Origin of the sequence: Kitasatospora sp. NPDC089797 (assembly GCF_040684795.1) — a bacterium.
Taxonomy (GTDB): domain Bacteria; phylum Actinomycetota; class Actinomycetes; order Streptomycetales; family Streptomycetaceae; genus Kitasatospora.
Window position 1 is genome coordinate 15,681 of record NZ_JBFBGS010000049.1, and the last position, 25,877, is coordinate 41,557.

Annotated in this window: 23 protein-coding genes; 13 read left to right on the forward strand and 10 right to left on the reverse strand. The window is 75.2% G+C overall.

Translation table 11 applies throughout. The annotated features are described in order from the left end of the window. On the forward strand, nucleotides 1-1,149 hold the full coding sequence (locus AB0O91_RS31655) for a PLP-dependent cysteine synthase family protein (RefSeq protein WP_363440444.1): 1,149 nt from the start codon (nucleotides 1-3) through the stop codon (nucleotides 1,147-1,149). Between the two features lie 205 nt (nucleotides 1,150-1,354). On the opposite strand, the gene AB0O91_RS31660 is transcribed toward AB0O91_RS31655, so the two are convergent. The 4 genes from AB0O91_RS31660 to mscL form a co-directional block, all read right to left on the reverse strand. Beyond that, nucleotides 1,355-3,835, reverse strand: coding sequence for a right-handed parallel beta-helix repeat-containing protein (locus tag AB0O91_RS31660; protein ID WP_363440446.1), 2,481 nt, complete (start codon nucleotides 3,833-3,835; stop codon nucleotides 1,355-1,357). Nucleotides 3,836-4,112: 277 nt separating this feature from the next. Beyond that, on the reverse strand, nucleotides 4,113-4,988 hold the full coding sequence (locus AB0O91_RS31665) for an MOSC N-terminal beta barrel domain-containing protein (protein WP_363440449.1): 876 nt from the start codon (nucleotides 4,986-4,988) through the stop codon (nucleotides 4,113-4,115). A gap of 337 nt (nucleotides 4,989-5,325) precedes the next feature. Next, nucleotides 5,326-6,123, reverse strand: coding sequence for a DUF6643 family protein (locus AB0O91_RS31670; RefSeq protein ID WP_363440452.1), 798 nt, complete (start codon nucleotides 6,121-6,123; stop codon nucleotides 5,326-5,328). Between the two features lie 463 nt (nucleotides 6,124-6,586). Next, on the reverse strand, nucleotides 6,587-7,036 hold the full coding sequence (mscL, locus tag AB0O91_RS31675) for a large conductance mechanosensitive channel protein MscL (RefSeq protein ID WP_363440455.1): 450 nt from the start codon (nucleotides 7,034-7,036) through the stop codon (nucleotides 6,587-6,589). Between the two features lie 411 nt (nucleotides 7,037-7,447). On the opposite strand from mscL, the gene AB0O91_RS31680 reads away from it, so the two are divergent. Further along, on the forward strand, nucleotides 7,448-8,731 hold the full coding sequence (locus AB0O91_RS31680) for a glycosyltransferase family 4 protein (protein ID WP_363440458.1): 1,284 nt from the start codon (nucleotides 7,448-7,450) through the stop codon (nucleotides 8,729-8,731). A 188-nt stretch (nucleotides 8,732-8,919) separates the two neighbouring features. Further along, nucleotides 8,920-9,594 (forward strand): thiol:disulfide interchange protein DsbA/DsbL, encoded by a 675-nt coding sequence (locus tag AB0O91_RS31685; protein ID WP_363440461.1) that lies wholly within the window; start codon nucleotides 8,920-8,922, stop codon nucleotides 9,592-9,594. 32 nt (nucleotides 9,595-9,626) lie between these two features. Here the strand turns inward: AB0O91_RS31685 and AB0O91_RS31690 are convergent, their stop codons facing one another. Beyond that, nucleotides 9,627-10,373 carry a class I SAM-dependent methyltransferase gene (locus tag AB0O91_RS31690; protein WP_363440464.1) on the reverse strand — a complete coding sequence of 249 codons (747 nt, stop codon included), beginning with the start codon at nucleotides 10,371-10,373 and terminating at the stop codon, nucleotides 9,627-9,629. 103 nt (nucleotides 10,374-10,476) lie between these two features. Next, nucleotides 10,477-11,625, reverse strand: coding sequence for a glycosyltransferase (locus tag AB0O91_RS31695; protein ID WP_363440467.1), 1,149 nt, complete (start codon nucleotides 11,623-11,625; stop codon nucleotides 10,477-10,479). 57 nt (nucleotides 11,626-11,682) lie between these two features. Here AB0O91_RS31695 and AB0O91_RS31700 point away from each other — a divergent pair, with 57 nt between their 5' ends. After that, the gene (locus AB0O91_RS31700; RefSeq protein WP_363440470.1) at nucleotides 11,683-12,453 is read left to right on the forward strand and encodes an aspartate/glutamate racemase family protein; all 771 of its coding nucleotides are present in this window, start codon (nucleotides 11,683-11,685) and stop codon (nucleotides 12,451-12,453) included. Between the two features lie 300 nt (nucleotides 12,454-12,753). Here AB0O91_RS31700 and AB0O91_RS31705 read toward each other — a convergent pair whose 3' ends face one another. Further along, nucleotides 12,754-14,007, reverse strand: a complete 1,254-nt coding sequence (locus tag AB0O91_RS31705) for a polysaccharide deacetylase family protein (protein ID WP_363440472.1) — start codon at nucleotides 14,005-14,007, stop codon at nucleotides 12,754-12,756. A gap of 341 nt (nucleotides 14,008-14,348) precedes the next feature. Between AB0O91_RS31705 and AB0O91_RS31710 the strand changes: the two genes are divergently transcribed. The 3 genes from AB0O91_RS31710 to AB0O91_RS31720 all read left to right on the forward strand — a co-directional run bounded on the left by AB0O91_RS31710 (nucleotide 14,349) and on the right by AB0O91_RS31720 (nucleotide 15,945). Beyond that, nucleotides 14,349-14,618, forward strand: a complete 270-nt coding sequence (locus AB0O91_RS31710) for a hypothetical protein (RefSeq protein WP_363440475.1) — start codon at nucleotides 14,349-14,351, stop codon at nucleotides 14,616-14,618. A gap of 250 nt (nucleotides 14,619-14,868) precedes the next feature. After that, nucleotides 14,869-15,417, forward strand: a complete 549-nt coding sequence (locus AB0O91_RS31715; RefSeq protein ID WP_363440478.1) for a sugar transferase — start codon at nucleotides 14,869-14,871, stop codon at nucleotides 15,415-15,417. Between the two features lie 39 nt (nucleotides 15,418-15,456). Continuing rightward, the gene (locus tag AB0O91_RS31720; RefSeq protein WP_363440481.1) at nucleotides 15,457-15,945 is read left to right on the forward strand and encodes an NUDIX domain-containing protein; all 489 of its coding nucleotides are present in this window, start codon (nucleotides 15,457-15,459) and stop codon (nucleotides 15,943-15,945) included. 34 nt (nucleotides 15,946-15,979) lie between these two features. Here the strand turns inward: AB0O91_RS31720 and AB0O91_RS31725 are convergent, their stop codons facing one another. Further along, nucleotides 15,980-16,519, reverse strand: a complete 540-nt coding sequence (locus tag AB0O91_RS31725) for a PTS fructose transporter subunit IIA (protein WP_363440483.1) — start codon at nucleotides 16,517-16,519, stop codon at nucleotides 15,980-15,982. Nucleotides 16,520-16,788: 269 nt separating this feature from the next. On the opposite strand from AB0O91_RS31725, the gene AB0O91_RS31730 reads away from it, so the two are divergent. The 4 genes from AB0O91_RS31730 to AB0O91_RS31745 all read left to right on the forward strand — a co-directional run bounded on the left by AB0O91_RS31730 (nucleotide 16,789) and on the right by AB0O91_RS31745 (nucleotide 20,027). Further along, the gene (locus tag AB0O91_RS31730) at nucleotides 16,789-17,073 is read left to right on the forward strand and encodes a DUF397 domain-containing protein (protein ID WP_363440486.1); all 285 of its coding nucleotides are present in this window, start codon (nucleotides 16,789-16,791) and stop codon (nucleotides 17,071-17,073) included. Between the two features lie 813 nt (nucleotides 17,074-17,886). Beyond that, a complete protein-coding gene (locus AB0O91_RS31735; RefSeq protein ID WP_363440489.1) occupies nucleotides 17,887-18,381 on the forward strand; it encodes a hypothetical protein in 495 nt (164 codons plus the stop codon). A gap of 65 nt (nucleotides 18,382-18,446) precedes the next feature. Continuing rightward, the gene (locus tag AB0O91_RS31740) at nucleotides 18,447-18,530 is read left to right on the forward strand and encodes a putative leader peptide (RefSeq protein ID WP_363440578.1); all 84 of its coding nucleotides are present in this window, start codon (nucleotides 18,447-18,449) and stop codon (nucleotides 18,528-18,530) included. A 168-nt stretch (nucleotides 18,531-18,698) separates the two neighbouring features. Further along, nucleotides 18,699-20,027, forward strand: coding sequence for an acyl-CoA dehydrogenase family protein (locus AB0O91_RS31745; RefSeq protein ID WP_363440492.1), 1,329 nt, complete (start codon nucleotides 18,699-18,701; stop codon nucleotides 20,025-20,027). Nucleotides 20,028-20,060: 33 nt separating this feature from the next. On the opposite strand, the gene AB0O91_RS31750 is transcribed toward AB0O91_RS31745, so the two are convergent. Then, entirely contained in the window at nucleotides 20,061-21,272 is a 1,212-nt protein-coding gene (locus tag AB0O91_RS31750; protein WP_363440494.1) for a phosphotransferase, read from the reverse strand. Nucleotides 21,273-21,747: 475 nt separating this feature from the next. On the opposite strand from AB0O91_RS31750, the gene AB0O91_RS31755 reads away from it, so the two are divergent. Continuing rightward, entirely contained in the window at nucleotides 21,748-23,229 is a 1,482-nt protein-coding gene (locus AB0O91_RS31755; RefSeq protein WP_363440496.1) for a hypothetical protein, read from the forward strand. Nucleotides 23,230-23,319: 90 nt separating this feature from the next. Here AB0O91_RS31755 and AB0O91_RS31760 read toward each other — a convergent pair whose 3' ends face one another. Further along, a complete protein-coding gene (locus AB0O91_RS31760) occupies nucleotides 23,320-23,958 on the reverse strand; it encodes a hypothetical protein (protein WP_363440499.1) in 639 nt (212 codons plus the stop codon). A 285-nt stretch (nucleotides 23,959-24,243) separates the two neighbouring features. Between AB0O91_RS31760 and AB0O91_RS31765 the strand changes: the two genes are divergently transcribed. Further along, complete coding sequence (locus tag AB0O91_RS31765) at nucleotides 24,244-25,743, forward strand: HEAT repeat domain-containing protein (protein WP_363440502.1); 1,500 nt, start codon at nucleotides 24,244-24,246, stop codon at nucleotides 25,741-25,743. Nucleotides 25,744-25,877: the final 134 nt, after the last annotated feature.

A 25,877-nucleotide genomic window follows, 5' to 3' on the forward strand; every position in this document is an offset into this window, starting at 1 on the left:
ATGAGCACCCAGTCCGGTGGGAGCCTCACCGCCGTGCCGACCGGCGGCGTCGAGCCGACCGTCGACGTCGACCGCTCCGACGCGCAGTACCGAGCCTGGCTGAAGGAAGCGGTGCGCAAGGTCCAGGCCGACGCCAACCGCTCCGCCGACACCCACCTGCTGCGCTTCCCGCTGCCGGCCGAGTGGGGGATCGACCTGTACCTCAAGGACGAGTCCACCCACCCGACCGGCTCGCTCAAGCACCGGCTGGCCCGCTCGCTCTTCCTCTACGGGCTCTGCAACGGCTGGATCCGCCCCGGCAAGCCGGTCATCGAGGCCTCCAGCGGCTCGACCGCCGTCTCCGAGGCGTACTTCGCCCAGCTGATCGGGGTCCCGTTCATCGCCGTCATGGCCAAGAGCACCAGCCAGGCGAAGATCGACCTGATCGAGTTCCACGGCGGCGAGTGCCACCTGGTCGAGCGCTCGGACGAGGTGTACGAGGCGTCCGCGCTGCTCGCCGAGCAGACCGGCGGGCACTACATGGACCAGTTCACCTACGCCGAGCGGGCCACCGACTGGCGCGGCAACAACAACATCGCCGAGTCGGTCTTCGCGCAGCTGCGCCTGGAGCCGCACCCCGAGCCGGCCTGGATCGTCGCCACCGCCGGGACGGGCGGCACCTCGGCGACCATCGCCCGGTTCGTGCACTACATGCAGTACGACACCCGGATCTGCGTCGCGGACCCGGAGAACTCCTGTTTCTTCGAGGGCTGGGTCAACCACGACCCGGAGGCCGTGTGTGCGAGCGGCTCCCGGATCGAGGGCATCGGGCGGCCCCGGATGGAGCCGAGTTTCGTGCCGGGGGCCGTCGACCGGATGATGAAGGTGCCGGACGCCGCCTCGATCGCCGCGGTGCGGGTGCTGGAGCAGGTGCTCGGGAAGAAGGCCGGGGCCTCCACCGGGACGGGGCTGTGGAGCGCGCTGCGGATCGTGGCCGAGATGCGGGCGGCCGGGCGCACGGGCAGCGTGGTCAGCCTGATCTGCGATCCGGGGGACCGCTACCTGGACAAGTACTACTCGGACGACTGGCTGGCCGGGGAGCGGATCGACATCGCGCCGTACCGGGCCGCGCTGGAGTCCTTCCTGGCGGGCGGCGCCTGGACCGGCTGACAACGGGCCGAGGGCGAACGGCGTGCCGGGCGCCGGACACCGAACGGCGCGCACCGAACGGCGAACAGCTGACAGAGTTCAGCTGACAGATTTCGAAATCTGTCAGCTGAACTCTGAACTCTGTCACCTGTTACTCGTCACCTGTTACTCGTCACCTGTCACCTGTCACCTGTTCGCCGTCCCCGGCCGCGCGCCCCGAGGCCCGTTACGGCAGCGGCGCGGTCGGCAGGTCCGCCGGGACCAGCAACTGCAGTTCCTCCGTGGACGGATCGGCCATGGCCGCCACCCGGACCGCGTGCCGCTCGACCATGGTCTCGAACACCTGCCGCGCGGTGCGCCCGTTGCCGAAGTTGGGCCCGCGCTCCAGCCGGGCGAAGTGGTTCAGCAGCGCGCCCTCGGTCGCCTCGCCGAGCGCGTACTCGTGCTCCGCGCACTGCGCCCGGGCGATCTCCAGCAGCTCGTCCGCCGTGTAGTCGGGAAAGGTGATGGTCCGTGAGAAACGCGACGAGACACCGGGGTTGGCGGACAGGAAGCGTTCCATCTCGGCGGTGTAGCCCGCCACGATGACGACCACCTCGTCCCGGTGGTCCTCCATCAGCTTGACCAGGGTGTCGATCGCCTCCCGCCCGAAGTCCCGTGCGCCGTCCTCGGGTGCGAGCGCGTACGCCTCGTCGATGAACAGCACCCCGCCGCGCGCCCGGTCGAAGGCGGCGGCGGTGCGGATCGCGGTGGAGCCGATGTGCTCGCCGACCAGGTCGACCCGGGCGACCTCGACCAGGTGTCCGCGCTGGAGCACCCCGAGCGAGGCGAGGATCTCGCCGTACAGCCGGGCGACGGTGGTCTTCCCGGTGCCGGGGGCGCCCGTGAAGACCAGGTGGCGGCGCAGCGACGGCGCCTTGAGCCCGGCCTGGCGGCGGCGCCGGCCGACCGAGATCAGGTCGATCAGGGTGCGCACCTCCTGCTTCACGGTGGCCAGCCCGACCAGCGAGTCCAGCTCGGCGAGGGCTTCGTCGGCCGGCCGGCAGTCCGGGATCGGCCCGATCGCGGCGGTCGCCGCGGCTCCGGCCGAAGCCGCGGACACGGCGCCGGCGGCCAGCGAGGTGGCCGTCAACAGCGGCGCAGCGGAGGAGAGTTGGGGTGACCTGGGGGTCGGCAGCTCGGGCAGCCCGGAGCCGGACAGGCCGGAGCCGCCCGGTCCGGTGGCACCGGCCGGAGCGACGTCGTCGGAGGTGCACCCCTCCGCGACCGGCCCCGGCTCGGAGAACTCGAATCCGGCCCGCTCGTTCTGCTCCGCCCGGCAGCGGGTGAGCTGGGTGCGGCAGCCGTCGATGATGTGGAAGCCGAAGCCCTTGCCGTGCGAGACCCGGCAGTCCTCGAAGGTGCCCCGGCCCTGCGCCGAGACGTACACCCCGGCGTCGGTGCTGGCCCGTACGGTGCACTCGCGCAGCACCGGGTCGGCGCCCTTGGTGACGATCACCCCGGTGGCGACGTCGGAGATCTCGCAGTCGGTGAGCAGTCCGCCGCTGCCGTGGTCGCGGAACCAGAGCCCGGTCCCCGCCTCCTGCACCCGGCAGGAGGCCAGCGAGACGGTGGCGCCGCCGCTGACCGACACCGCGGAGCTGCGGATCCGGCTGAACGAGCAGCCCTGGGCGACGGCGGCGGAGTCCCGGTCGAGGACGAACAGGGCGTCCGGCAGGTCGTGCAGCGAGCAGTCAGTGAGGGTGAGCCGGGCGCCGTCGCTGACCCACAGCGCCGGGTACTCGCCGGAGGAGCCGTGGATCTGGCAGGACTCGGCGACCGCCTCGGTGCCCTGGTCCCAGACCGACAGCGCCCCGCGCCCGAAGTCCCGCACGGTGCTGTTGGTGAGGCTGAGCCTGGCGCGCCCGCGCAGGTCGGCGCCGTTCTCCGGAAGGTCGTGCACCCGGCAGCCGGTGAGCACCAGTTCGGCCTCGCCGTCCAGGGTCAGGCCGTTGCCGGTCACCCGGTGGATGTCGCAGTCGACCAGTCGTCCGCCCGCCTGCGCCTCGGCCTGGACGCCGCTGCCGCGGATCTCGTAGATCTCGCAGCCGGTGAGTTCGGCGGCGCTGCCCGGGTCGGAGAGCAGCACCCCGGCGCCGGAGGCGTGATGCACCCGGCAGCGGTCCAGGGCGGCGGTCGCCCCGCCGAGCACGGCGAGCCCGGCCTGGCCGGCCGCGGCGACCTCGCAGTCCTCGAAGGCGGCGGCGGTCCCCTCGCCGCGCAGCCGCAGCCCGAGCCCGCCCGGGTTGGCGACCACGCAGCCGCGCAGGGTGGGCCGGGCGCCGCCGCTGATCTCGACCCCGGTGGCGGAGCGGGTCTCGATCCGGCAGCCGCTGAGCGCGGGCGTCGCCTGCGCTCCGGTGACCAGGACGGCGGGGGTGGAGCTGTCGCCGCCCTCGACCACCAGGTCCCGGACGGTCGCGGCCGCGGTGACGGTGATCGCGACCCCGGAGGCCGGTTCGATCCGGACGGTGCCCGGGCCCTGGGCCGGGACGATCGTCACCGGCTTGTCCACCAGCAGGTTCTCCCGGAAGGTGCCCGGCCGGACGGTCACGGTGTCGCCCGGCTCGGCGGCGGCCAGGGCCTCCGCGAGCGTGTCGTACTCGCCCGCGCGGCGGCGCCAGCGGGATGCGCTGTCCTGGGTGACCCGGACCCTGTGCTCAGCCATGACGGTCTGTCGTCCCCACCTTCGTCGTGCCGGCGATCAACGGGCCGTGGGCGCGGGGGTGCGCGGGCCGTCCGCCCACCGTAGCGCGCCCGGACGGGTGGTCCGTCCGCCCGTCCGGACCGCCCCGGGGGTCCGGGCCGGCCGTCCGCCGCCGCCGCGGACACCGGGGGAGCCCGCCGCGGCCACAGGTTCCGACCACTTGTTCAACGAGCGCGCACAGCCGGAGTTCCGTCCCCGCGGGCCGCGCGCGGAACTGCGGCCAGGGCGCGGTGGAGGGTCAGCGCCCGTCGGCGGTCCAGTGCGCCCCGTCCTCCAGCACCTCGACGTCGTCGCCGACGCGCAGCGTGCCGAGCAGGTCCCCGTCGAGGCCGGCCGGCCGCTCGGGGATCAGGTTCTGGCCGAACGCGGCCTTGCGCAGCAGCTTGTGGTGCCGGGCCAGGGTGCGCAGCGGTTCGGGGCCGCGGCGCTCTCCGGTCTCCTGGTCGGTGGTGGTGATCACGCAGCGGCCGCAGGGCTTGACCACCCGGAAGGTGAGCGCGCCGATCCGGATCCGGCGCCAGCCGTCCTCGGCCCAGGGGGCGGAGCCGCCGACCACCACGTTGGGGCGGAAGCGCTCCATCGGCAGCGGCGCGCGGCCGTCCGGTTCCTCGGCGGCGATCAGCTCGTTCAGCCGGTCCAGCGAGGCGGTGGTGGTGAGCAGCAGCGGGAAGCCGTCGGCCATCGAGACGGTGTCGCCGGGCGCACCGTACTCGGGGTCGACCGGCCGGACGCGCGGGTCGTCCAGGTGCACGAGGCGGTAGTCGCCGAGGTGTTCGGCGATCCAGAGGTGGGCCTCCTTGGCGGCCTCGACGGCGCGGAAACGGGTGCCCCAGACCTCGACCTCGGCGATCGGGTCGCCGGCGGGTGCGGAGGGGGCGGCGACCTCGATCCGGGAGCCGTCGGGGGCGGTCAGTGCCAGGGCCCCGTCGGGCAGCAGTCCGACCCGGATCTGCCCGAGGGCGGCGTTCTCGCGCTGGCTGACGAAGCGTCCGGTGGGGTCGGCGAGCATCCAGCGGCGGTCTCCGGCCAGTCCCCAGGGATGGACCGCGGCGGTTTCCGGGTTCAGGCGGTACATCGACTTGACGGGGTAGACGTGGAGTCCGGTGAGCTGCATCCTTCCATCCTGCCAGCAGCGATCCCGCTGGCCACACGGCCCTGGCACCGCTCCTGCCGGGGCCGTGCGGGGGCTCTGCCGCGCCTCCGGCCGTGGTTTCCCGGGGCCTCCACGCACCGCTCCGGCACCCCCGCGCCCGTCCGCCCCCGAGCCCGCCCGTTCACCCCTGTGTCCGTCCACCCCCCGAACGCGCACGGACCGCCCGACACGCCGTGGGGGGGCGTGCCGGGCGGTCCGTGGATGACCCGTTTCTCCGTTCGCCCGGCGCTCGGGGGTCGCCGGGTGCTGCTCAGGTGGTGCGGGTGCGGGCCGGTGGGGGCGGCCCCGGGTCAGTGGCTCAGTAGCCCTGCCCCTGCGGCTGGTAGCCGCCCTGCTGGTAGCCGCCGGGCTCGCCGTACGGGCCCGGACGCTGCGGCTGCATCGGGCGGACCGGTGCGACCGGCGCCATGGCCGGGCGCAGCTGGGCACCGCCGAAGCCCTGGTCGCCGCCCTGGCCCGGGAAGCCGGGGCCGGCCGGGTTCGGGCCGCCGAAGGACTGCTGGCCGCCGAAGCTCTGCGGGCCGCCCTGCGGGACGCCGCCGGGCTGGCCCTGGCCGAAACCGGCCGGTCCACCGGTCGGCTGCGCGCCGAAGGTCTGCTGGCCGCCCTGGCCGATGAAGGTGTTCTGGCCGCCGAAGCTCTGGCCGCCGGTCGGCTGGTAGCCGCCGCTGGCGGTCTGCGCGAAGGTCGGGGCGGCGGGCTGCTGCCGCTGGTACGGCTGGGGGGCGCCGTAGCCGGGGACGGGCGGCTGCGGCGCGGCGGCGTACGCGGGCGCGGGCTGCGCCGGGATGTACGCCGTGGCGGGGCCGGCGGAGGGGCCGCTGCTCGGGCCGGGGCCCAGGGCGAGGCGGGCGGGCGGCAGCGCGGGGAGGTTGCTGCCGGTGCTCTCGTACCCGTTGCCGTACCGGTTCTCGTAGGACGGGTTGAGGCCGGATCCGTAACCGGGGGACAGCGCCGGCGGCAGGGCGGCCGGCACGTTGATGGGTGCGATCTGGGGGACACCGCGCTCAGCCACGAGGCTGTCGTAGATCGGCGTGCCGGAGGAGAAGGACGGAGAGGGGTAGCCGACTCCGTCGTAGGAGCGGGGCGAGGTCATGGGGCATACGGTAAGCCCACAATGCGCCTGCTGAGGAGAGCGGGAGGGTGAGCAGTTCGAGTGTTTACACAGTCTTCGCCCGCACAAAGGTTTCGAAAGTAGGAAGAACGGACATACCGGCGTTCAGTTCCGGACAACCCTGGCGCCCCGTCAGTGATCGAACAGTACCCGGACGCAGCTGCTGGAAGGCCTTGCGGTGACCGGCCGGTGGACGCCCGGGGGCCTCGTGGAGAAACTTTTGCGAACGGGGCGTGCGCCGGCGCATTCGAGCCCCCGCCGGCGGTGCGACGGGGGCTCGTGAATGTTTGGGGAATAAATTTCCCGTCAGGGCCCAGACGGGGTGATCCGGGCGGCGGTTCAGCCGGTCCGGAGGCCGTTCCGGGGCCCGCGGCGGAGGCCGCTACGGAGGCTGCCCCGGAGGCCGGTTCGGACCCGTCGGGCCGCTCCCGGCCCCGTCGGGGCGTCAGTGCGACTGCAGTGCCTGGGACTGCGCCGGCAGACCGGGCCGCGCGGTGACCTCGGAGGTGCAGAACGGGCAGCGGGTCGCGGCGGCCGGGATCGAGCTCAGGCACTCCGGGCAGTCGGCCTTCGCGACCGGCGCGGGCCCGGCCTTCTCGAAGCGGTCGTGCAGCTTGCCGACCGGCACCACCACGCCGAAGTAGATGACCGCGCTCACCAGCACGAACCCGATCACCGCGTTGACGAAGAGGCCGTACGGGAACTTGGTGCCGCCCACCTCGAAGGTCTTCTGGGTGAAGTCGCCGACCGCACCGGTGGCGACCCCGACCAGCGGGGTGAGGAAGGCGCTGACGAACCCGGTGACGACAGCGGTGAAGGCCGCGCCGATCACGATGCCGACCGCGAGGTCCACCACGTTTCCGCGCAGCAGGAAGCTGCGGAATCCCTTGAACACCGGGTGACTCCAAATCCGAACGGGGAAGGGGGAGATGGGGCAGTACGGCGGGCGCCCCGGCCGGACATCCTGCCGACCGCCCGGGGTCGAGGTCCAACCGCGTTCACCCGATCCGCGTAACCGCCCCGTGCCCCGGACCCGGCCCGCCCGGGCCCTCCGCGTACCGGCCGTTCGACGTCCCACGGCTCGTGGTTGACCCGAAGGCGTGAGCCGGTGGTCGACGCGGCGTGCGGGGGAGCGGAGGGCGGCCCGACGGAGCGGCGAGGGGCGAGGCGGGGCGCACGGCGGTCGCAACCGGCGCACGACGGCGGGCTTTCGGCGCACATCGGGTGTACGGGCGCGGGCGCGCGGGCCACCGCCAGGTTGCGCGAAGGGGCTGTACCGGGCGACACGCTGTGCCAAGGTCGGTCCATGCCCGACCATACTGCGGCCGATCCGGCCGGAGCCCGCCCGCGAGTCCTGCACCTGATCAGCGACGAACGCCGGGGCGGCGCCCAGAACTTCGCCCGTGACCTCCACCGGGAACTGCGCCGCAGGGGGCAGGCCTCCGCACTGTGCGCCCTCGCCCCGCACCCGGCCGTGCCGCCCGCCCGGCCGGGTGCGGCCGTTTCGCCGCCGTCCGGCGGGTCGGCCGGGTCCGGCGCCTCCGGTCCGTCGGGCGCCCCCCGGCCCTCGACGGCGGTCGGGGTGCCGGGCGTGTGCACCGCGGGGACGGCCGTCCCCGGGACCTGCGGTGAGGGGTGCCCGGACGCCGCCCGGCTGCGCGCCGCCGCCGTGCTCGGCCCCGGCCGGCTGCGCCCGACCACCCTGCGGGCCCTGCGCTCCGCCGCCCGCGCCGCCGACGTCGTGCTCGCCCACGGCTCCGACACCCTGGGCGCCTGCGCCCTCGCCCTGGCCGGCACCCCCACCCCCTTCGTCTACGTCTCGGTCGGCCACCCCCGCTACTGGACGGCGACCCGGCTGCGGCGGCTGCGCGGCGGCGCGCTGATGCACCGCGCCGCCGCCGTCACCACGCTCACCGACGAGGCGCGCGCGGTGCTGGAGGGGCAGTTCGGACTGCCCGAGGGAAAGGTCCGGGTGATCCCCAACTCCCGTGCCGCCGAGAGCTATCCGCCCGCCGACGGCCGGGACGACCGGCGCGCCGCCCGGCACGCCCTGGGCCTGCCCGCGGACGTCCTGCTGGTCGCCTGGATCGGCGCGATATCCCCGGAGAAGCGGCTCGACCTCGCCCTCGACGTGCTCGACCGGCTGCCCGACGTACGGATGGCCGTCGCCGGGGACGGCCCGCTGCGGGAGGCGCTGGCCCGGCACCCGGCCGCCGCCCGCGCCCACTTCCTCGGCCCGCTGCCCGACCCGGCCCCGCTCTACCGGGCCGCCGACGCGCTGCTGCTCACCAGCGACAGCGAAGGGGTGCCCGGTGCGCTGATCGAGGCGGCCCTGGCCGGGGTGCCCGCGGTGGCGACCGACGTCGGCTGGGTGCGGGAGGTGGTCCGGGACGGTGCCACCGGAGCGCTGGTCGCCCCGGGGGACCCGCTCGCGCTGGCCGAGGCGCTGGCCAAGGTGCTCGCCTGCAACCGGGCCGGCCTCGGTGCCGCCGCCCGGGCGCACGCGCTGGAGCACTTCGAGCTGGGGGCGGTGGTGGACGACTGGCAGCGCCTGGTCACCGAGGTGTGGACGCACGCCCCGGCCGGGTGAGCCGCGGCGCGGCCGGGCGTCCGGTCGGTGGGGCGTCGGCGCCCGCCGACCGGTACCGGCCGGCACTGACCGGCACCGACCGGCACCGACCCGCAGCGACCGGGCCCGTTACGCCGTTCGGGCGAATCCGGGCCCGCCGCTCCGTACCGACTCGCCGGTAACGAGGCGTCAGCAGCAGACTGCCCGCTGTGAACTCGAAGTCGCTGCTGCGGTCCACCGTCCTGCTCGCCGTCGCCGCCGGGATCGCCGTGTCCCCCGTCCAGGCCGGTGCGGTGACCCATCAACCCCCGTCCGAGGGTGCGCAGTTCGTCCGGCTCGACCACCCGCAGCCGGTGCTGGAGAACACCCGGACCGAGGCCGTCGAGTTCTTCTGGTACGACTGCGGCCACTCGCAGGCGCTGGAACAGCCGTTGCAGTCCTGGGCCGAGAAGCACCGTTCCGACGTCGCGCTGCGCCGGGTCCCGGCGATCTGGCAGGGCAGTCCGGACGAGACGGCGCAGCGCGGCCACGCGCGCCTGTACTACACGCTGGAGCGGCTCGGGCTGGTGGAGCGCCTCCAGGTGAGCGCCTTCCGCTCGATCCACACCGACCGGGCCGACCTCACCACCGAGTCCACCGCCACCGACTGGGCGGTGCGCCACGGGGTCGACTCCCAGCGCTTCCGCACGGCCTACCGCTCCACCGAGGTGCGGAAGTCGGTGGACGACGCGGCCGCCCAGTTCGTCCGCTACGGCGTCAACGAGCTGCCGACGGTGGTCGTGCAGGGCGAGTACCGCACCTCGCCCACCAAGGCCGGCGGCGTCGAGGCGATGCCCGAGGTGCTGGACTACCTGGTCCAGCGGGAGCAGTTGCAGCGCGGCTGAGCACGGGGAAGTCGGACCGCCTGTAGGGGAGTTCAGTCGCGGCGCAGCAGCTGGGTGACGAAGCCGAGCGTCCCCCGGTAGCCGTGCAGCCAGCCCTCGCGGTGGCGGTCCGCGGCCTCCCGGGCGGCCGCCGCGTCCGGATGCTCCGGGTGGTCCAGTGCCCACTCGGCCAGCGAGCCCGTCCAGGAGAACTCGTAGTCGTCCCACTCCCGGTCCGTGCTGACGTGCCCGTACACCGGAGTCCAGCCGTCCGCGAGGATCCGGTCGGTGGTGGTCGCCAGGTCCGCGAAGTCCGCTGGCTCGGCACCCAGTCCGTCCAGCGCGGCCCGGGAGGGCTCGCGCTCCCAGAATCCCTCGCCGATCATCAACCGCCCACCGGGGGCGAGGAGTTTGCGGGCCGCGGCGAGCGTGGGCAGCAGCCCGCCGAAGGCGTGGGTGGCACCCACGCACAGCACCAGGTCGAAGGGCTCGCGGTCGGTGAACTCCCGGGCGTCCCGATGGTGCAGGCCGATCCGGCGCGCCACACCGAGCGCGGTCGCCGACTCCCGGGCCCGGGTCAGTGCCGCTTCGTCCACGTCCACCCCCACCGCCCGCCAGCCCGGCCGGGCGGTCAGCGCGCGCAGCAGCCAGGCACCCTCGCCGCAGCCCAGGTCCAGCACCCGGCCGGTCTCCCGGCCGCCCAGCGCGCGCTCCAGCAGGCGGGCCACCGAGCCGTCCGCCAGCGGCGCCGCGATCGGATGGTGGGCGTGGGCGAGCCGGGATATCCGCTGACGGTCCATCCGAGCAGTATGGGGCCGGACCGGCCCGCCGTCCCGGGCTTTTTCCGCCGACCTGAGCCCGGGCCCGACCTGGGCCCGGGCCCGAGTTGTGCCCGGACCCGGTCTACGCCCGGGAGTACGTCCGGCCCTTCCAGGCCGCACCCCGGCCGCGCCAGTGCTGCACCGCCGAGTCCACCGTCATCAGCAGGTACAGCGAAGCCGTGAACGGCAGCAGCAGCACGGCCGGGGCCGGCTGCCGGTAGTAGCGGACCATCGGCAGGTAGGTGCCCGCCATCAGCGCCCAGGCCGCCCCGCCCGCCACCGCCACCGGCGGCGCCCCCGCCACCAGCCCGGCCACCGTGGCCACCGGCGGCACCAGGTACACCAGCGCCAGCCCCAGCACCGTCCCGAGCAGCAGCGAAGGCGAGTGCCGCAGCTGGGCGTACGCGCTGCGCGAGACCATCCGCCACAGCTGTTCCAGCTGCGGGTACGGCCGGACGCTGTCCACCACCCCGGACAGGCCGAGCCAGGTGCGTCCGCCCGAGGACTTCACCGCCCGGGCCAGCGACACGTCGTCGATCACCGCCCCCCGGATCGCCGCCACCCCGCCCGCGCGCTCCAGCGCCTCCCGCCGGACCAGCGAGCAGCCGCCCGCCGCGGCCGCCGTCCGCGCGCCCGGCCGGTTGGCCCGGCGGAACGGGTACAGCTGGGCGAAGAAGTACACGAAGGCCGGGACGACCAGCCGCTCCCAGCCGCTCTCGACCCGCAGCCGGGCCATCTGCGACACCAGGTCCAGCCCGTTGGACTCGGCCGCGGACACCAACTCGGCCAGCGAGTCCGGGCCGTGCGCGATGTCCGCGTCGGTGAGCAGCAGGTACTCGACGTCCGGCCCGGCCAGCGCCACCCCGTGCCGCAGCGCCCAGAGCTTGCCCGTCCAGCCGTCCGGCAGCGGGGGAGGGGTGGTGACGGTCAGCTCCAGCCCGTCGATCGTCCGCAGCTCCGCGGCCACCGCGCCGGTGCCGTCCGAACTGTGGTCGTCCACCAGGATCACCCGCGCCCGGCCCGGGTACTTCTGCGCCAGCAGCGTCGGCAGGCTCACCGGCAGCACCGCCGCCTCGTCCCGGGCCGGCACCACGATCGCCGCCTGCGGCCACCGCACCGGCGGACGACGCGGCGGCAGCCGGACGTCGGTGCGCCAGAACGCGCCGTGGCAGCACGCCAGCCAGAGCCAGACCAGCAGGGAGAACGCGGCGATCCACAGCAGGACGGTCACCCCGGCAGTCTGCCGCAGAACGGGCCGCGAGGAGTGGATCGACTAAAGTCTTGCCTCGTGAAGATCGCACTGATGGACTCCGGGATCGGCCTGCTGGCCGCCGCCGACGCCCTTCGGAAGCTGCGCCCGGACGTCGATCTGGTGCTCTCTTCCAACCCGGCCTCGATGCCGTGGGGGCCGCTCACGCCGGCCGAGGTCACCGAGCTGGCCCTCGGTTGCAGCCGGGCCGCGGCCGCCCTCGAACCGGACGCCCTGGTGGTCGCCTGCAACACGGCCTCGGTCCACGCGCTCGCCGCCCTGCGGGCCGAGCTGGAGCCGGGTCTGCCGATCATCGGCACCGTCCCCGCGATCAAGCCGGCCGCCGCCCTCGGCGGCAAGGTCGCCATCTGGGCCACCCCGGCGACCACCGGCAGCGCCTACCAGCGCGGGCTGATCCGTGACTTCGGCGGCACCGCCGACATCACCGAGGTCGCCTGCCCCGGCCTCGCGGACGCCGTCGAGCACGGCGACGAGGCGGGCATCGCCGCGGCCGTCGCCGACGCCGCCGCCCGCACCCCGCGGGGCACCGACGTGCTGGTGCTCGGCTGTACCCACTACGAACTGGTGGTCGACCGGATCCGCGCCGCCGTCGCCCCCACCGCGTCCCCGGCGCTCACCTTCCTCGGCTCCGCCGACGCCGTCGCCGCCCAGGCGCTCCGCCGTGTCACGGACCCCGCCCGCCTCGGCACCGGCACCCTCACCGTCCTCCACGCCGGAGTCCCCGCGGCCCTCCCGGCCACCGCCGGCCTCTACCCCCAGGGCCGCACCCTCGCCCCGGTCACGGCCTGACCCCCGCCGAACGCGCGAGCCGTCCGCCTCACCGCCGTCCGGTCACGGGGGATCCTCGGGTGAGCCGGGGAGTCGACTTGTCGACCCCAGGACTCCGTTTCCGCGGGCCCGGACGTCCGGACGTCTGACCGTACGGGCGCCCGGATGCCCCGACACCCGAATGGCCTGAACCGGATGCCCGGCCGTGTCAGCCGGGCACGGCACGTGCCCTGGTGGCAGGCCGTCCGCCGCGGCACGACGACGCGCCGCGCGGGAAGTCGGCCGCCCCGACTCCCCACGCAGCGGCGCCGCCGAAAGTCCCTAGGCCACCGCCTGGCGGCGCCAGCGCCGGTAGGCGGGCTCGAGGCCGGAGAGGATGGTGTCGAAACGGCGGATGCTGGTGGTCGAGTCGACCTGGAGACGGCTGATCTGGAGCGGGTGGGAGGGGAGCCGGGGGCCCAGGCGGTGGTCGGAGAGGAAGCCGAGGCGGTAGCCGAGCTCTTGCAGGACGGTTTCGGCACGCGGGTCGTGGCCGCCGTCGGGGTAGGCGAAGGCGGCCGGGGGTTCGCCGAGCCAGTGGGTGAGGGCCTCGTGGGCGCCGGTGATCTCGGCCCGCACGGTGGCGTCGTCGCAGCGGCCGAGGCACGGGTGCCCCTGGGTGTGGTTGCCGATGGCGACCCCGCCGTCCCGCAGGGCGAGCAGGTCGGCGGGGGTGAGCTGTTCCTGCCGCGGCGGCCGGCGGTCGGCGCTGGCCCGCAGTTCGTGCAGGCTGCGGCGCCGGTCCGGGTCGGGCATGGCCTTGAGCCGGGGGAGCAGCTGGGAGGGGTGGCCGCAGTCGAGTGAGCGGGCGCGGCCGCCGTGGCGGGCGAGGAAGTCGGCCTCGTGCCACCAGAAGGGGCGCTCGGTGCCGATGAGTTCGGAGATGACGAAGGCGGTGGCGGGGATCCCGCGGGCGTCGAGGGCGGGCAGGGCGTGGGTGAGGACGCTCCGGTCGGCGTCGTCGAAGGTGACCAGGACGCTGCGCGGCGGCAGCGGCCGCCGCTCGGTGACGGCCTGGAGGACGGCGTCCAGCGAGACCGGGGTGGCGAGCCTCCGCAGTCGGTCCAGCTGGGCCCCGAAGGAGCGGTGGTCGGTGACCCCGTGGTAGGCGAGCACGGCGAGTCGCTGGGCGGCCCGGGCCCGGAACAGCGGCTGGACGGGGGCGAACCGCAGCCATTCGCCCCGTGCGTCCTGCTGTTCCGTGGCGGTCCGGTCCGCCCGGTCCGCCTGCTCCGTCCGGTCGGCCTCGACGCGTCCGACGCCGGCGGGCCTCGTTCCGACGGGTCTGGGGTCGAGGGGCCTCGTCTCGACGGGCTTCGTCTCGAGGGGCTTCGCCTCGACGCGCCGGACTTCGAGGAGCCGGGTGTCGAGGCGCTTGGTGTCGAGGCGCTTGGCCTCGACGGCGGTCCGGGGTCGGCCCGCGCCGTGGTGGTCGGAGGCGCAGCCGGTGGGCGGGGGCAGTGCCCGCACGCCGGGCACGGGCACGGGCCTGGCGCGGGCGGTGGAGGTCGACGGGGTGGACTGGGTCTGCGGCAACGGTTCCCCCTTGGTCGCCGAGCGGCGTGGCGGTACCGCCGGAGGACGGAGCCCGGCCTCCGACTCCAGGGGGCGGCGGCTCCGCCCCCTGGGTATTCCGGTTCTCGGTGGGGGGTTCTCGCCCGCCCCGTGAACGGCTCCTGGATCACTCGATGCCATTGAGACCGCTGCACCGGACGGATGGTTGTACCGGGGGGACGAGGATTTTTCGTGGACTGATTGTGGAGCACGCGCACGTGTCCGCAGGCCGGGAGCACCCCTGGAGGGGGGTTCGCGGAGCGTGCCCACCCCCTCACTCCCTGCGGGCTGCCCCGGGGCCCCGCCCGGGGTACCTTGGGCTCATGGCAGATGCGGACCGTGATCCCTTCCAGCTGCACGGCGCGACCCGGTGGAACCGCGCGTGCAGCGGCGGAGCCCTGGTCACCCACCGGATTCCGCTGGCGGTGACGGGTCTGGCCTGTCTCGCGCTGGGCATCGTGGTGGCCGTGACCGTTCCGGACAGTGACGGTCCGGCCTGGGCGATGGCGGTGGCCGGCTGCCTGGCGACGGGGGTCCTGCTGCTCGGCCGGATCGTGTTCGGAGTGTTCCGCCGGCGGGGCGCCACGCTCTGACGGCCGCTCCTCGGCGCGCTCCGGTGGGGGCTCCCCGGGGCTTCTGCGCGGTCCGCGCGAATGCTCGACACGTCGATCGAAATTGGTCAGAACGGCCGAATTTCAGCTCATCCGACAATGCCAAGCGCTCTTCTTCCGCCATTCACGGACGGCGGCCTACTCCCCCCTCTACGGTGAATGCGTTCTCGCGGCTCGGAAGGCCCTGGAGGGGAGCGATGAGCGGCAGACCGGAAATCTCCGTGCCCGCTTCATGAAACGCGGTGGCGACCTCGCCGTCGCCGCCCTGGCCGCCCCCGTCGCCCTCCCGCTGGCCCTGCTGATCGCCGTCCTGCTCCGCTGCGCCACCGCCGGACCGGTGCTGCTCCGGCAGACCCGGAGCGGACGGCACGGGCAGGAGTTCCAGCTCCTGCGCTTCCGCACCGGCCCGCACGGCCGTCTCGGCGCGCTGCTGCGCCGCACCGGCCTGGACGAACTGCCCCGGCTGTGGAACGTCGCCCGCGGCGAGATGGGCGTGATCGGCCCCCGCCCGGACCGCCCCGAGCAGGTCGCCCGCTACTCCCACCGGGAGCGCGGCCGCCTCGCCGTACGGCCCGGCCTGACCGGCTGGGCCCAACTGCACACCGCCCGCCCGCCCGGACCGCCGGATCGCCCCGCACCCGACCCCCGGGCCGAGCCGGACCCCCGCGCCGCACTCGACCTCTGGTACGTCGAGCACCGCTCGCTCCGGCTCGACCTGCGCATCCTCGGCCTCACCGTGCTCGCCGCGCTCCGCCCGCCCGGCGACCTGCCCCCGGCCTGAGCCGGGAGGGCCGGCCGGCGGCTCGATAGGCTGCGCCGCATGGCCATTCCTCCTTTCCTCGTCGAACTCCGCACCCTCGTGGGAACCCGCCCGCTCTGGCTGAGCGCCGTCGCCGCCGTCGTCGTGGACGAGCAGGGGCGGGTGCTGCTCGCCCGCCGGGCCGACGACGGCCGCTGGGCGTCGGTCGGCGGCATCCTCGACCCCGGTGAGCAGCCCGCCGACGGCGTGGTGCGCGAGTGCCTGGAGGAGACCGGGGTGGAGGTGGTGCCCGAGCTGCTGGCCTCGGCCACCGTGACGCCGCCGGTCAGCTACCCGAACGGCGACGTGACCCAGTACCTGGTGCTGACCTTCCGCTGCCGGGCGGTCGGCGGCGAGGCCCGGGTGAACGACGACGAGTCGCTGGAGGTGGGCTGGTTCGCGCTGGACGAACTGCCGCCGATGATCGACTCCGAGCACGACCGGCTGCGCCACGCGTTGGAGTGCCGGGGGCCGGCGGTCTTCACCCTGGCGGGCCGGGAGCACCCGTAGGCCCTGCCCGGCCGGGGCCGGCCCTTCCGCCGCCTCAGCCCTTCCGCTGGCGGTAGGCCTCCTCGGCCGCGTCCAGGACGGCGGCCAGGTCCCCGCCCGCGGTGGCGGTCGCCGCGGCGGCCACCGCACCCTCCACGAACGGCGCGTTGGCGAAGCGGACCGGGAACGGCAGGCCGTGCTCGTCGGCGTCCGACAGCAGGGCTCGTACGGTGGTGACCGCGCTGCCCAGGTCGGCGAGCACCACCACGCCGTGGCCCTGGTCCACCCGCCGGGTCGCGGCCGCCACCAGGACCGCGCTGATGCCCGGGCCGTCCACCGGGTCCCCGCCGGTCGCGGCGATCTGCGCGGGGGAGTCGGATCCGGTCAGTGTGAGCGCCAGGGAGCGTGCGGCGGTGGCCAGTTCCCGGCTGTGCGAGACCAGTACGATCCCGACCCGGCCGTGCAGGGGGGCTCGCGCGGGCGTGGGCCGGGGGAGCGGGGTGGCCGAGGGGGGCGTGCGGGGCGCCGGAGGGTGGGCCGAGGGGGCGTCGGAGATGGGGATGACGTCGGCGCGGGTGCCGTCCCGGCGGCTCATCGGCTGCTCCCTGGGGCGAGTTCGTGGGCGGGGTGCGGGGGCGTCGACGGCGGGGTGCGAGGGGGTCGGTGGTGGGCGGTCGTCGCCGGGCCCTGGCAGCACTCTGGCAGCTGCCCGCGGCCCCGTCGGCCGGGACACGCCCCACCGTGCCCCGAGCGCCCGTCCACCGGCCCTCCTCCCCGCCCGGGGGAGTCCTCGTCAACCCGCTGACCGGGGCCGGGAGGTGTGGCTAGGCTGACGGTGGAAATCCGTCGGGAGGAGATCGGTCAGTGGCAGTCAACAGCGGGACGGACACCGGGGCGGACGTCGGGGCCACCGAGGGGGTCGGCGCCGAGCCGGCGCCGGCGCCGAACGGCAAGCCGCGGGTGGACTTCACCGGGGCCGAGTGGCTGTGCAGCAGCCAGGGTGTCGGGGACGTCCAGATCGCGTTCGTGGACGGGTACATCGGGATGCGGGACGGCCGCCAGGAGGACGGGCCGGTGCTGGTCTTCACCCCGGCCGAGTGGCGCGCCTTCGTACTCGGCGCCCGGGACGGCGAGTTCGACCTCACCTGAGCCGTCCCGGCCCCGGACGCCGTCCGGGCCACCGCCGCGGAGCGGGCCCGAGCCCGGCGGAGGACATCCGGCGCCCGGGACCGCTCCGCGAGCGCTTCCGGGGCCGGTGCCGGACCGGGAACGGGTCCGACCGGCGGTGATTTCGGTATCGACCATCACAACTGATGATCTTTTGAGCGTGCCCCGTCAGAATTTCTGTTGACTGTTAGACAAACGCAGCTCAGAGTATGAGCACAGGCAGACGCCGTGCCCACCGCCCCCACGCGGCCAGACACGGCGCCTGCTGTGCGGCCCGGCAGCTGCCGGACCCACCTCCCAGTCATCCCCTTCGCACCGGGGTGCGTCGGCCGGTCCCGGCCCACGAGGGGCCGGCAGTCGCCGGGAGGCTGGCGCCGACGCCGAGAGCGACTCGGAGACGGCACCGTGTGCTCGGGACCCGCACGCCCCCACGCGGCGGCGTCCCGAGCAGATCCACGGGAGCGACGGGCCGGGGCCCCGCGGATCTGGCTCTTGTTGCACGGAACTGCAGTGGAACTGTTGGCTTGTGTGTTTGTGCTGTGTGCGACGACGAAGCTGGGTGCTCGGCAGTTCGGCACGACAAGTGCACAGTGAGGGATACGCGTGTAGGGCCGCGTTGCGACATGCCGTCCCCCCGGAGGGTGAAACCCAGAACGGCTGCCGTGCTGAACCGAACGTAGCCCGGACGGTTGCTCAGAGTCAACATTGGTCTCTGAGCGTCGACCTCCCGCCCGTCCCCCGTCGGTGCCCCACCCGCCTCGCGAGTGCGGTGTGCCGGACACGTACGATGTTCCCATGTCTTTTCTCCGCCGTCGCTCCGGACAGCCCGCCGGCCCGGACTTCGACGTGCTCGCGATGGAGCCGGGCGACTGGCCCGGCGACTTCGGTGCGGCCATGATGACCGGCCCGGACGGCTCCTGCCAGGGGATTTTCCTGCGCTACGACCTGTTCGGCGGCAGGGGCCCGGTGATGTTCATCGGCAACCTCCCCGAGGGCTCGCCCGCCCGGGAGACCGGCGACGAGGTGCCGTTCGAGGTGCGTCAGCTGCTGGCGGCGCTGGAGAACGACGAGCCGGTCGAGTTCGTCTCGGCCGAGGACTTCCCGGTCATGCTCGGGGACGACCTGCTGATCGTGAAGAAGGTCAAGGTCAGCGAGGAGCGCGTGTTCTGCGCCCAGTTCGGCCGCAGCGACGGCGTGCTGGTCACGATCGCGTCCTGGGACCGACCGATTTCGGACGACCTGTATCAGCTGCTGAAGCCGCTTCCGGCCGACATGTTCCAGCAGGGCTGACCGGGCCCGCCCGGGCCTCGGACGCTGCTTGACGGTATCGATCACCGGTTCGTACAGTCGCGGACATGCCGTGCCGTCTCCCGCTGTTGACCCGTCGCAGGCATCTGGACCTGTGTCGGACCGCCAGCGCGGTGTGTCCGGGCCACTGAGGGGGATCTCGCCCCCGTGGCGGCGGGTGGCCGACCGGACCGGGTCGGCGCCGAGACCGGGGGTGGGCCGAGGGCCGGCCTCCGGGGCCGCCGGCCGGTTCCGCGTGCCCTCGGGGCGCGCCGCCCGTACCCGCTGAGCCCATGCTGCCGCCCGGAGGCACCAGCACCATGACGACCACCGCCGACGACCGTTCGTCGAACGACCGCCCTCGCCCCGCACCGACGGATTCCGGTCATTCCGCGCCGGCCGCCGCTTCGCCGCCCGCCGCTTCCCGGTCCGCCGCCCCGACGGCCGCCCCGCAGCCGTCCGCTCCGGCGGCGAAGCCTGCCGGGCCCGACCGTACGGCGGTCGAGGCCGCCCTGGCCGGTCTGCCCCGGGTGGTCGACCTGCTGGCCGCCCGCGCCGAGGAGCACGACCGGGACGCGACCTTCCCGTACCAGGGCATCGAGGCCGTCCACGAGGCCGGACTGCTCACCCTGACGGTGTCCCAGCGGTACGGCGGAGCGGGCGGCACGCTCGCCGACACCGTCCGGGTGCTGGCCCAACTCGGCCGTGGTGACGCCTCGGTGGCCGTGGTCACCGCGTTCACCCTGCTCCAGCACGCCGGGCAGGCCCGCCGCGCGAGCTGGCCGGCGGCCGGCTACCGGCGGCTGCTCACCGAGTCCAGACGCGGGCCCGCCCTGGTCAACACGCTCCGGGCCGAGCCCGGCGGCGGATCGGACGCGCTGCCCGGCACGGTCGCCCGACGGGGCCCGGAGGGCTGGGTGCTGACGGGCCGGAAGACGTACTGCACCGGCGCCGAGGCGCTGGCCTGGATGGCCGTCACCGCGCGGACCGACGAGGCCCAGCCGCGGGTCGGCACGTTCCTGGTCCGGGGCGAGAGCGAGGGCCTGGAGATCGACCCGACCTGGGACCAGCTCGGCCTGCGCGCCAGCGCCAGCCACGACGTCGTCCTCGACGGGGTGGCCGTCCCGGTCGAACTCGCGCTCGGCCTGCGGACGCCCGGTCGGGCGGACGGGCCGGACGGCGCGGAGGCCGAACTCGCCCGCGCCTGGCACGATCTGGCCCTCGCCGCGGTGGCGATCGGGGTCGCCCGGGCCGCCGAGGCCTGGCTGGTCCGCTTCCTGAACCAGCGCACCCCGGCCAACCTCACCGAGCCGCTCGGCACCCTGCCGCGCTACCGCGCCGCGCTCGGCGAGATCGACGCCCAGCTGATCGGCGCCGAGGAACTCGTCCACGGCCTGGCCGCCCGGGTCGACCGGGGCGAACCGGACGCCGTGGCCCGGACCGGACCGGCGCACCTGCTGGCCACCCGGGCCGCCACCGCGGCCGTGCAGCAGGCCGTGGCGCTCACCGGCAACCCGGGTTTGAGCCGGCGTCACCCGTTGGAGCGCTACCTGCGGGACGTGCTCAGCAGCCGGGTGCACCTGGCGCCCGAGGAGGCCGTCCTGGACGCGGCCGGCCGGGCCGCCCTGGCCGACACCACCCGCCGCTAGGGCGTCGGAGGCCACGCCGCCCGGCCCCGGCGGTCAGCGGGTGCCGACCGCGGCCCGGACCGCGCGGCGGGCCAGCGCGGCGTCGTCGTAGAGCCGGCGGATCATGATCCGCTGCTCCTCGCCGGCGCCCGGCACGTCGTACAGCCGGATCTCCCGCATCAGCACCAGCACCAGGTTCACCAGGAACGCGTCCCGGGCCATCGTGCCGCCGTTCTGCGCGAGTTGGCTGATCTGGCGACGCGCGGCGGTGTCCCCGGAGAGCACGCTCCACAGCACCGCCAGGTCGTAGCCCGGCAGGTACCAGCCGGCCTGCTCCCAGTCGACCAGCACCGGGCCGGACGGCGCCAGCAGCATGTTGCTGAGCAGGGCGTCGCCGTGGCACAGCTGGAGCAGGGTGGTGCCCAGGCCGTGCAGCAGCCCGCGCAGGTCGCCGGCGTCCCGGTCGGTGAGCTGGCCCACCGAGTGGTACCGGGCGATCTCCACCTGGTAGTCCAGGCGCGGCTGGAACACGTCGCTCGGCGGCCGCCAGAGGTTCAGCGTCCGGACGGCGCCGAGCAGCGCCCGCACCTCGCCCGGGGTGGGCGCGTTGACCGGGTGGCGCTCGCGGGCCGCCGGGCGCCCCGGGACGCGCTCCATGACCAGCACGCAGCGGTCGTGGTCGGCCGCGACCAGCCGGGGCAGCCGCACCGGCGGGCGGTGCCGGACGAACGCCCGGTAGACCGCGACCTCGTGGTGGAAGTCGGCCACCAGCTGCTCGAAGTACTCACTCCGCACCGCCTGCGGCGCCAGGCACTTGGCGACCACCGGGGCCCGCCCGATGGTGCCCGCCACCAGGATGTGGCGGCTGCCCTCGCGCAGGACCTGGCGCGGGGTGAACGCCGGACATATCCGCGCGATGCTCCCCAGCGCGGCCCGTACCGACGGGGTCTGCAGCGCCGACGGGTCGATCCGCTCCGGCCCGAGCGGCTGGCCGGGACGCCGGGCGCGCAGCACCTGGCCGTCCGCCTGCCGGGCCAGCGGGAGGCGGTGGCCGACCGGCGGGGCGGTCTCGGGGCCGCGCAGCCCCAGCGGCGTACGGCCGACCGGGACCCGGGCCTCCGTGGCACGGCCCTCGGCGCCGCGCGGAGCCACCGGCCGGCTCGCCGGGGGCGCCTGCTTGGGGCCGGGCCGGCCGGCGGCTGCGGTGGGAGGGCGCAGCGCCGTTCGGGTCGCGGTCGGCGTGGGGGTCGTCGCTGAGGAGTACATGGGCTGAGGGTGGTCCCTTCCGGTCCGTCTGCGGGTTCGCCCCGCGGGGCGGGGAGGGCTGGTGCCGTGTGCTTCCTGGCGTGACGGCGGCCCTGCTTCGGTGATCGGTCGGGTGGTGCGCGGGCGCCGGGCACGGACGCGGGGTCAGGACCCCTGTTCGACGGTGCTCCGGCCGTCCGCACCCTGGGGAATGCGGTCGACCGGACTGCCGTGGCCGTGCCCGGCGCCCCCGCGCCACCCGGCCGCGCCACCCCCTCGGGGGAGGACCGGGAGCGTCCCGTGCCACGGTCGGGGGAACGCCCCGGCCCTGGTGGGACGCCGCCGGACCCGAGGGGCGCGGTGGCGCATCCCTACAACACACCCGTCGGGCACTGGCTTAGTAGTCTGGCGGGCCCTGGCGAACGGTGGCGAATGCTCGCCTGGCACTTGCCGGAGCCTCTAGCCTCGGAGGTGCCGAGGAACCTGGGGGCTTCATTTGAGCAGGGAACCCAACACCCGACTCGCCGATCTGTTCGTCCTGACCGGATGGTCCAAGGGCGAGCTGGCCCGGCTGGTCAACCGTCGGGGTGCCGCGCTGGGGCAGCAGCAGCTGTCCACCGACACCTCGAGGGTACGGCGGTGGATCGAGCAGGGCGAGATCCCGCGCGATCCGGTGCCGAGGGTGCTGGCGGCCGTGTTCACGGAGCGGCTCGGACGTGTCGTCACCACTGAGGACCTCGGTCTGGAACGACACCGGCCCACCAGGTCCGGAGCGGAGCCGTCCGCAGCAGTGCCATGGGCGCCGGATCGAACAGCCGCGGTCCTCACCGAGTTCACGGGAATGGACCTCATGCTGAACCGACGTGGATTGGTGGGCGCCGGAGCCGCGCTCACGGCCGGGGCGGTCGTCGCCGACTCGCTGAAGGGCTGGCTGGGCGGGGACGCGGTCGCGTACGCGGCCTCCGTGCCCGGCCCGCGCCAACCGGTCGCCGGGGGCGCCGCGCGCCCGGTGGCCGACGTGTACGACGCGGGCCCGGTGGGGCTCGACGAGGTGGAGTCGCTGGAGCACTCGGTGCAGGTGTTCCGGGCCTGGGACGCCGCCCGCGGCGGCGGGCTCCAGCGCAAGGCGGTGGTCGGTCAACTCAACGAGGTCGGCGGCCTCCTGACGCACCGCCACGCACCGGCGGTGGAGCAGCGGCTGTGGCTGGTCGCGGCCAACCTGGCGGTGCTGGCCGGCTGGATGTCGCACGACGTGGGCCTGGAGCCCACCGCCCAGCGGTACTTCATGATGGCGGCCGAGGCGGCCAAGGAGGCCGGCGACCGCCCGCGGGCCGGCGAGGCGATCTCCCGGGCCGCGCGGCAGATGGTGCACCTGGGCCGGGCCGACGAGGCGATCGAGCTGATGTCGGCGGCCAAGAGCGGGGGCGGCCTGTTGCTGCCCAGAACGCGCGCGATGTTCAACACGGTCGAGGCCTGGGCGCACGCCTCGATCGGGCACACCCAGGACACCTACCGGCTGCTCGGCGAGGCGGAGGACCTGTTCACCGGGGACGCGCCGGAGCCCCCGCCGTCCTGGATGCAGGTTTTCGACGAGGCCGAACTGCGCGGCATGCAGGCGCTGGTGCTGCGCACCCTGGCCGAGCACGACCCGGCCGCGGCCGCGCAGGCGCGGCGGCACGCGGAGCGGGTGATCACCCTGCGGGAGGGCACCGGGCAGCTGCGCTCGGCGCTGTTCGACCGGATCACCCTGGCCTCGGTGCACTGGATCACCGGGGAGCCGGATGCGGCGGAGTTCCAGGCCAAGATGGTGCTGAACCTGATCGGCCAGAACTCCTCGCACCGGACCTGGGACCGGCTGCGCGAGATGTACCGGCTGACCGCCCGCTACCGGGGGCTGCCGGTGGTGGACGAGCTGCGCGCGGAGCTCGGCCGGGAGCTGCGGGCGGCGGACGCGAAGAACCGGCCGCGGCGGTCGTGAGCGGGGCGGTCGGCGGGCCGGGGCAGGAAGGGGCGGAGCAGGAAGGGCCGGAGCAGGAAAGGAGGGGCCGGGGAGCGGAGGGGCCGGGGCTCAGGCCCGGCGGAGCAGCATCCGCAGCGCGGTGACGGTGCCGTCCGTGCCGAGCACGGGTTCGCCCGCGCACTCGACGTCGTCGTGCCGTCCGCCGGCGCTCCGGATCCGCAGGGTGCCCGCGGCCGGGCGGCCGTGCACCAGGGCGTCGGTCATCATCCGGCGCAGCAGCGGCCGGTCGGCCTCGGGGAGGCGGTCGGGCAGCCGGTCGAGGCTGAGCGGCCCGTGGTCCGGATCGCAGCCGAGGAGGAGGTAGGTCTCCGCGTTCCAGTGGACGGCGTCGGTCAGCAGGTCCCACTCGGCGGAGCCGACGGGGTGGTCGCCGCCGTGCGCGGTGTCGTGCGCGGTGTCCTGCGCGACGCCGTGCTCGGCGCCGGGATCGGTGTCGTCGCCGTCGTCGGTGCCGTCGTCGAGGGAGGGGCCGGACGGTTCCTGGGCCGTGCCGTCCACTCTGCCGTCCGTTCCGTTGTCGGAGCCGTCGTCGGCGCCGCCCGCGGTGCCGCCGGCGCGGTCCGTCCTGGCCGGCGCTCCGGGGCCGGCGCCCGCGGCGGTGCCCGAACCCGTGCCGTCCGTGCCCGCCTGGGGGCCGGCCGCCGCGGCGGCTCCCGGCGGGCGGGCGGTGCCTAAGGGCATGTTCATGGCGGTCCATCGCTCGTGCGGCCCGCCGGACGCGGGTCGGTGGGGTGGTCAGACGACTGTCGCACAGGGTTCGCACCGGTGTGGGCGATTTGGACAGAACGCAGGCAAAGTTCCAGTGGCATATGCCACTGTGGCAGCAGCCCTCGTCGCCCTGTGTGCGGACGGGGGTCCGAGGCGGTAACCTTCGGTGATTCCGGCGCCCGGGCGCCCACCGCAGTACCGACCAGAGACCCCGGCGACGGAAATCCCGTTGCCACTACGACCGCCGCAACGGATGCTGACCTCATGTTCGAGCCAGTGATAGCACCTAGTGCCAGCCTCCTCGGCCTCCTCCAGCGAGGCCGCGGTGACGGGCAGCTCCACGCGCTGGCCGCCGACCGTGCCGAGGCCATCGCCGCGCTGGAGGAGTGCGTCACCAGGGATCCGCGGGCCGACTGGCAGGTCGAGAGCCGCTCCCTCTACTACGCGCGCCTCTACATGGAGCTGGAGGCGACCCTCGACGGCATCGAGGACCACCTCCACTCCGCCGAGGACCTCGTCAGCGATGACGAGAGCCGCACCGGCCTCGCCCTCTCCGTCCTGGGTCACCTCGCCGCGTACGGCCGGCGCGACGCGCTGCTGGTGCTGCGCGAGTACGCCGCCACCGGTGCCAACTGGGCCTGGGCCCTGGACGAGCTGGCCCTGCGCGACGACGACCGGGGCCTGCTGTTGCTCGGCACCGCCGTGCTGGACCACTTCGCGCCGGGCCCCGAGGGCGACGCCGAACTGCGCGAGTTCATCCGCAACGCCTACGAGCCCCGGCCCTGGCGGCTCTGGGCCGCCTACCACCCGAGAGTCGCCGCGGCGAGCGAGCAGTCGCCGTTCGACCTGTGGCAGCGCCAGCTGAACCGCGGCGGGGTCACCCCCGGCTGGTCCACCGCCGACGTGCTGGCCTGGGCCGACCAGGGCCGGCTGGGCGACCTCGGTGCCGACGCCTTCCTGAGCCGGCCCGAGCCGGTGCGGGTCGACGAGGACGGGCCCGGCCCCGACGCCGTGGACCGCCGTGCGGCCGCTGCCGCCCGCTGTCTGACCGCCGTGGTCCGGCCCGAGGACCGTCCGGTCCTGCTGGAGGCCGCCCGCGACGGACTGCCCGGCGCCCGCCGGGCCGCCCTGCGCTACCTGGTCGACCAGCGGGATCCGGCCGCCCTCGAGCTGATCGAGGCCGCCGCAGCTGACGTGGACGACCGGATCGTCCGGGCAGCCCTGGAACTGCTCGGCCGGATGCGCGGTCCCGAGGTGCTGGCCCAGGCCCGCCGCTGGGCCGACCCGGCCAGCGGGGGAGCGGACAGCGCGCTCGGCGAGACGGCCGTCCGGCTGCTGGCCGACGCCGGGGAGCCGGGCGACGCGCCGCTGGTGGTGGCCGGGCTGCGCCGCTGGGTCTCCGTGCGCGGGGTCAGCGGGTGCGGCCTCGGGTCGCTGGTCGACGGTGCGGGGCGGCTGACCGCCGCCGACGCCGTCCCGGTCCTGCGCCACATCTACGGGGAGGCCGCCTCCTCCGAACTGCGCGGCCGTGCCGCCCGGGCGCTCGCCGTGACCGACGTGCACTTCCCCGAGGGGCCCGCGGTCGAGTGCCTCTGGGACTGCGAGGAGTCCACGCGCGAGCTCGCCGCGCGCCATGTCGCCACCACCGGCGACGCGCGTGTGCTGGAGCGGCTGCGGAGGCTCGCCGCCGACCCGGCCGAGGAGGCCGAGGTCCATGCCGCCGTCCGCGGCCGGCTCACCGCCGCCCGGGAGTTCGGGCGGTAGGTACCCGACGTCCAGTGGGGCGGGGCACCCCGGCGGGTGGGGCGGGCCCCAGGGGTGCGCGCCGCCCCGTGGGGGGGGTAGGCGTTTGTGTTTTTCCTGGCCGCGGGCCGCGCCCGCACGCCCCCCCGCCCCCC

Excerpts from the sequence above, each read along its gene's own strand:
- AB0O91_RS31655 (WP_363440444.1), top strand. The coding sequence starts at position 1 with ATGAGCACCCAGTCCGGTGGGAGCCTCACCGCCGTGCCGACCGGCGGC.
- AB0O91_RS31660 (WP_363440446.1), bottom strand. The coding sequence starts at position 3,835 with ATGGCTGAGCACAGGGTCCGGGTCACCCAGGACAGCGCATCCCGCTGG.
- AB0O91_RS31665 (WP_363440449.1), bottom strand. The coding sequence starts at position 4,988 with ATGCAGCTCACCGGACTCCACGTCTACCCCGTCAAGTCGATGTACCGC.
- AB0O91_RS31670 (WP_363440452.1), bottom strand. The coding sequence starts at position 6,123 with ATGACCTCGCCCCGCTCCTACGACGGAGTCGGCTACCCCTCTCCGTCC.
- AB0O91_RS31680 (WP_363440458.1), top strand. The coding sequence starts at position 7,448 with ATGCCCGACCATACTGCGGCCGATCCGGCCGGAGCCCGCCCGCGAGTC.
- AB0O91_RS31690 (WP_363440464.1), bottom strand. The coding sequence starts at position 10,373 with ATGGACCGTCAGCGGATATCCCGGCTCGCCCACGCCCACCATCCGATC.
- AB0O91_RS31710 (WP_363440475.1), top strand. The coding sequence starts at position 14,349 with ATGGCAGATGCGGACCGTGATCCCTTCCAGCTGCACGGCGCGACCCGG.
- AB0O91_RS31715 (WP_363440478.1), top strand. The coding sequence starts at position 14,869 with ATGAAACGCGGTGGCGACCTCGCCGTCGCCGCCCTGGCCGCCCCCGTC.
- AB0O91_RS31720 (WP_363440481.1), top strand. The coding sequence starts at position 15,457 with ATGGCCATTCCTCCTTTCCTCGTCGAACTCCGCACCCTCGTGGGAACC.
- AB0O91_RS31725 (WP_363440483.1), bottom strand. The coding sequence starts at position 16,519 with ATGAGCCGCCGGGACGGCACCCGCGCCGACGTCATCCCCATCTCCGAC.
- AB0O91_RS31735 (WP_363440489.1), top strand. The coding sequence starts at position 17,887 with ATGTCTTTTCTCCGCCGTCGCTCCGGACAGCCCGCCGGCCCGGACTTC.
- AB0O91_RS31740 (WP_363440578.1), top strand. The coding sequence starts at position 18,447 with ATGCCGTGCCGTCTCCCGCTGTTGACCCGTCGCAGGCATCTGGACCTG.
- AB0O91_RS31745 (WP_363440492.1), top strand. The coding sequence starts at position 18,699 with ATGACGACCACCGCCGACGACCGTTCGTCGAACGACCGCCCTCGCCCC.
- AB0O91_RS31750 (WP_363440494.1), bottom strand. The coding sequence starts at position 21,272 with ATGTACTCCTCAGCGACGACCCCCACGCCGACCGCGACCCGAACGGCG.
- AB0O91_RS31760 (WP_363440499.1), bottom strand. The coding sequence starts at position 23,958 with ATGAACATGCCCTTAGGCACCGCCCGCCCGCCGGGAGCCGCCGCGGCG.
- AB0O91_RS31765 (WP_363440502.1), top strand. The coding sequence starts at position 24,244 with ATGTTCGAGCCAGTGATAGCACCTAGTGCCAGCCTCCTCGGCCTCCTC.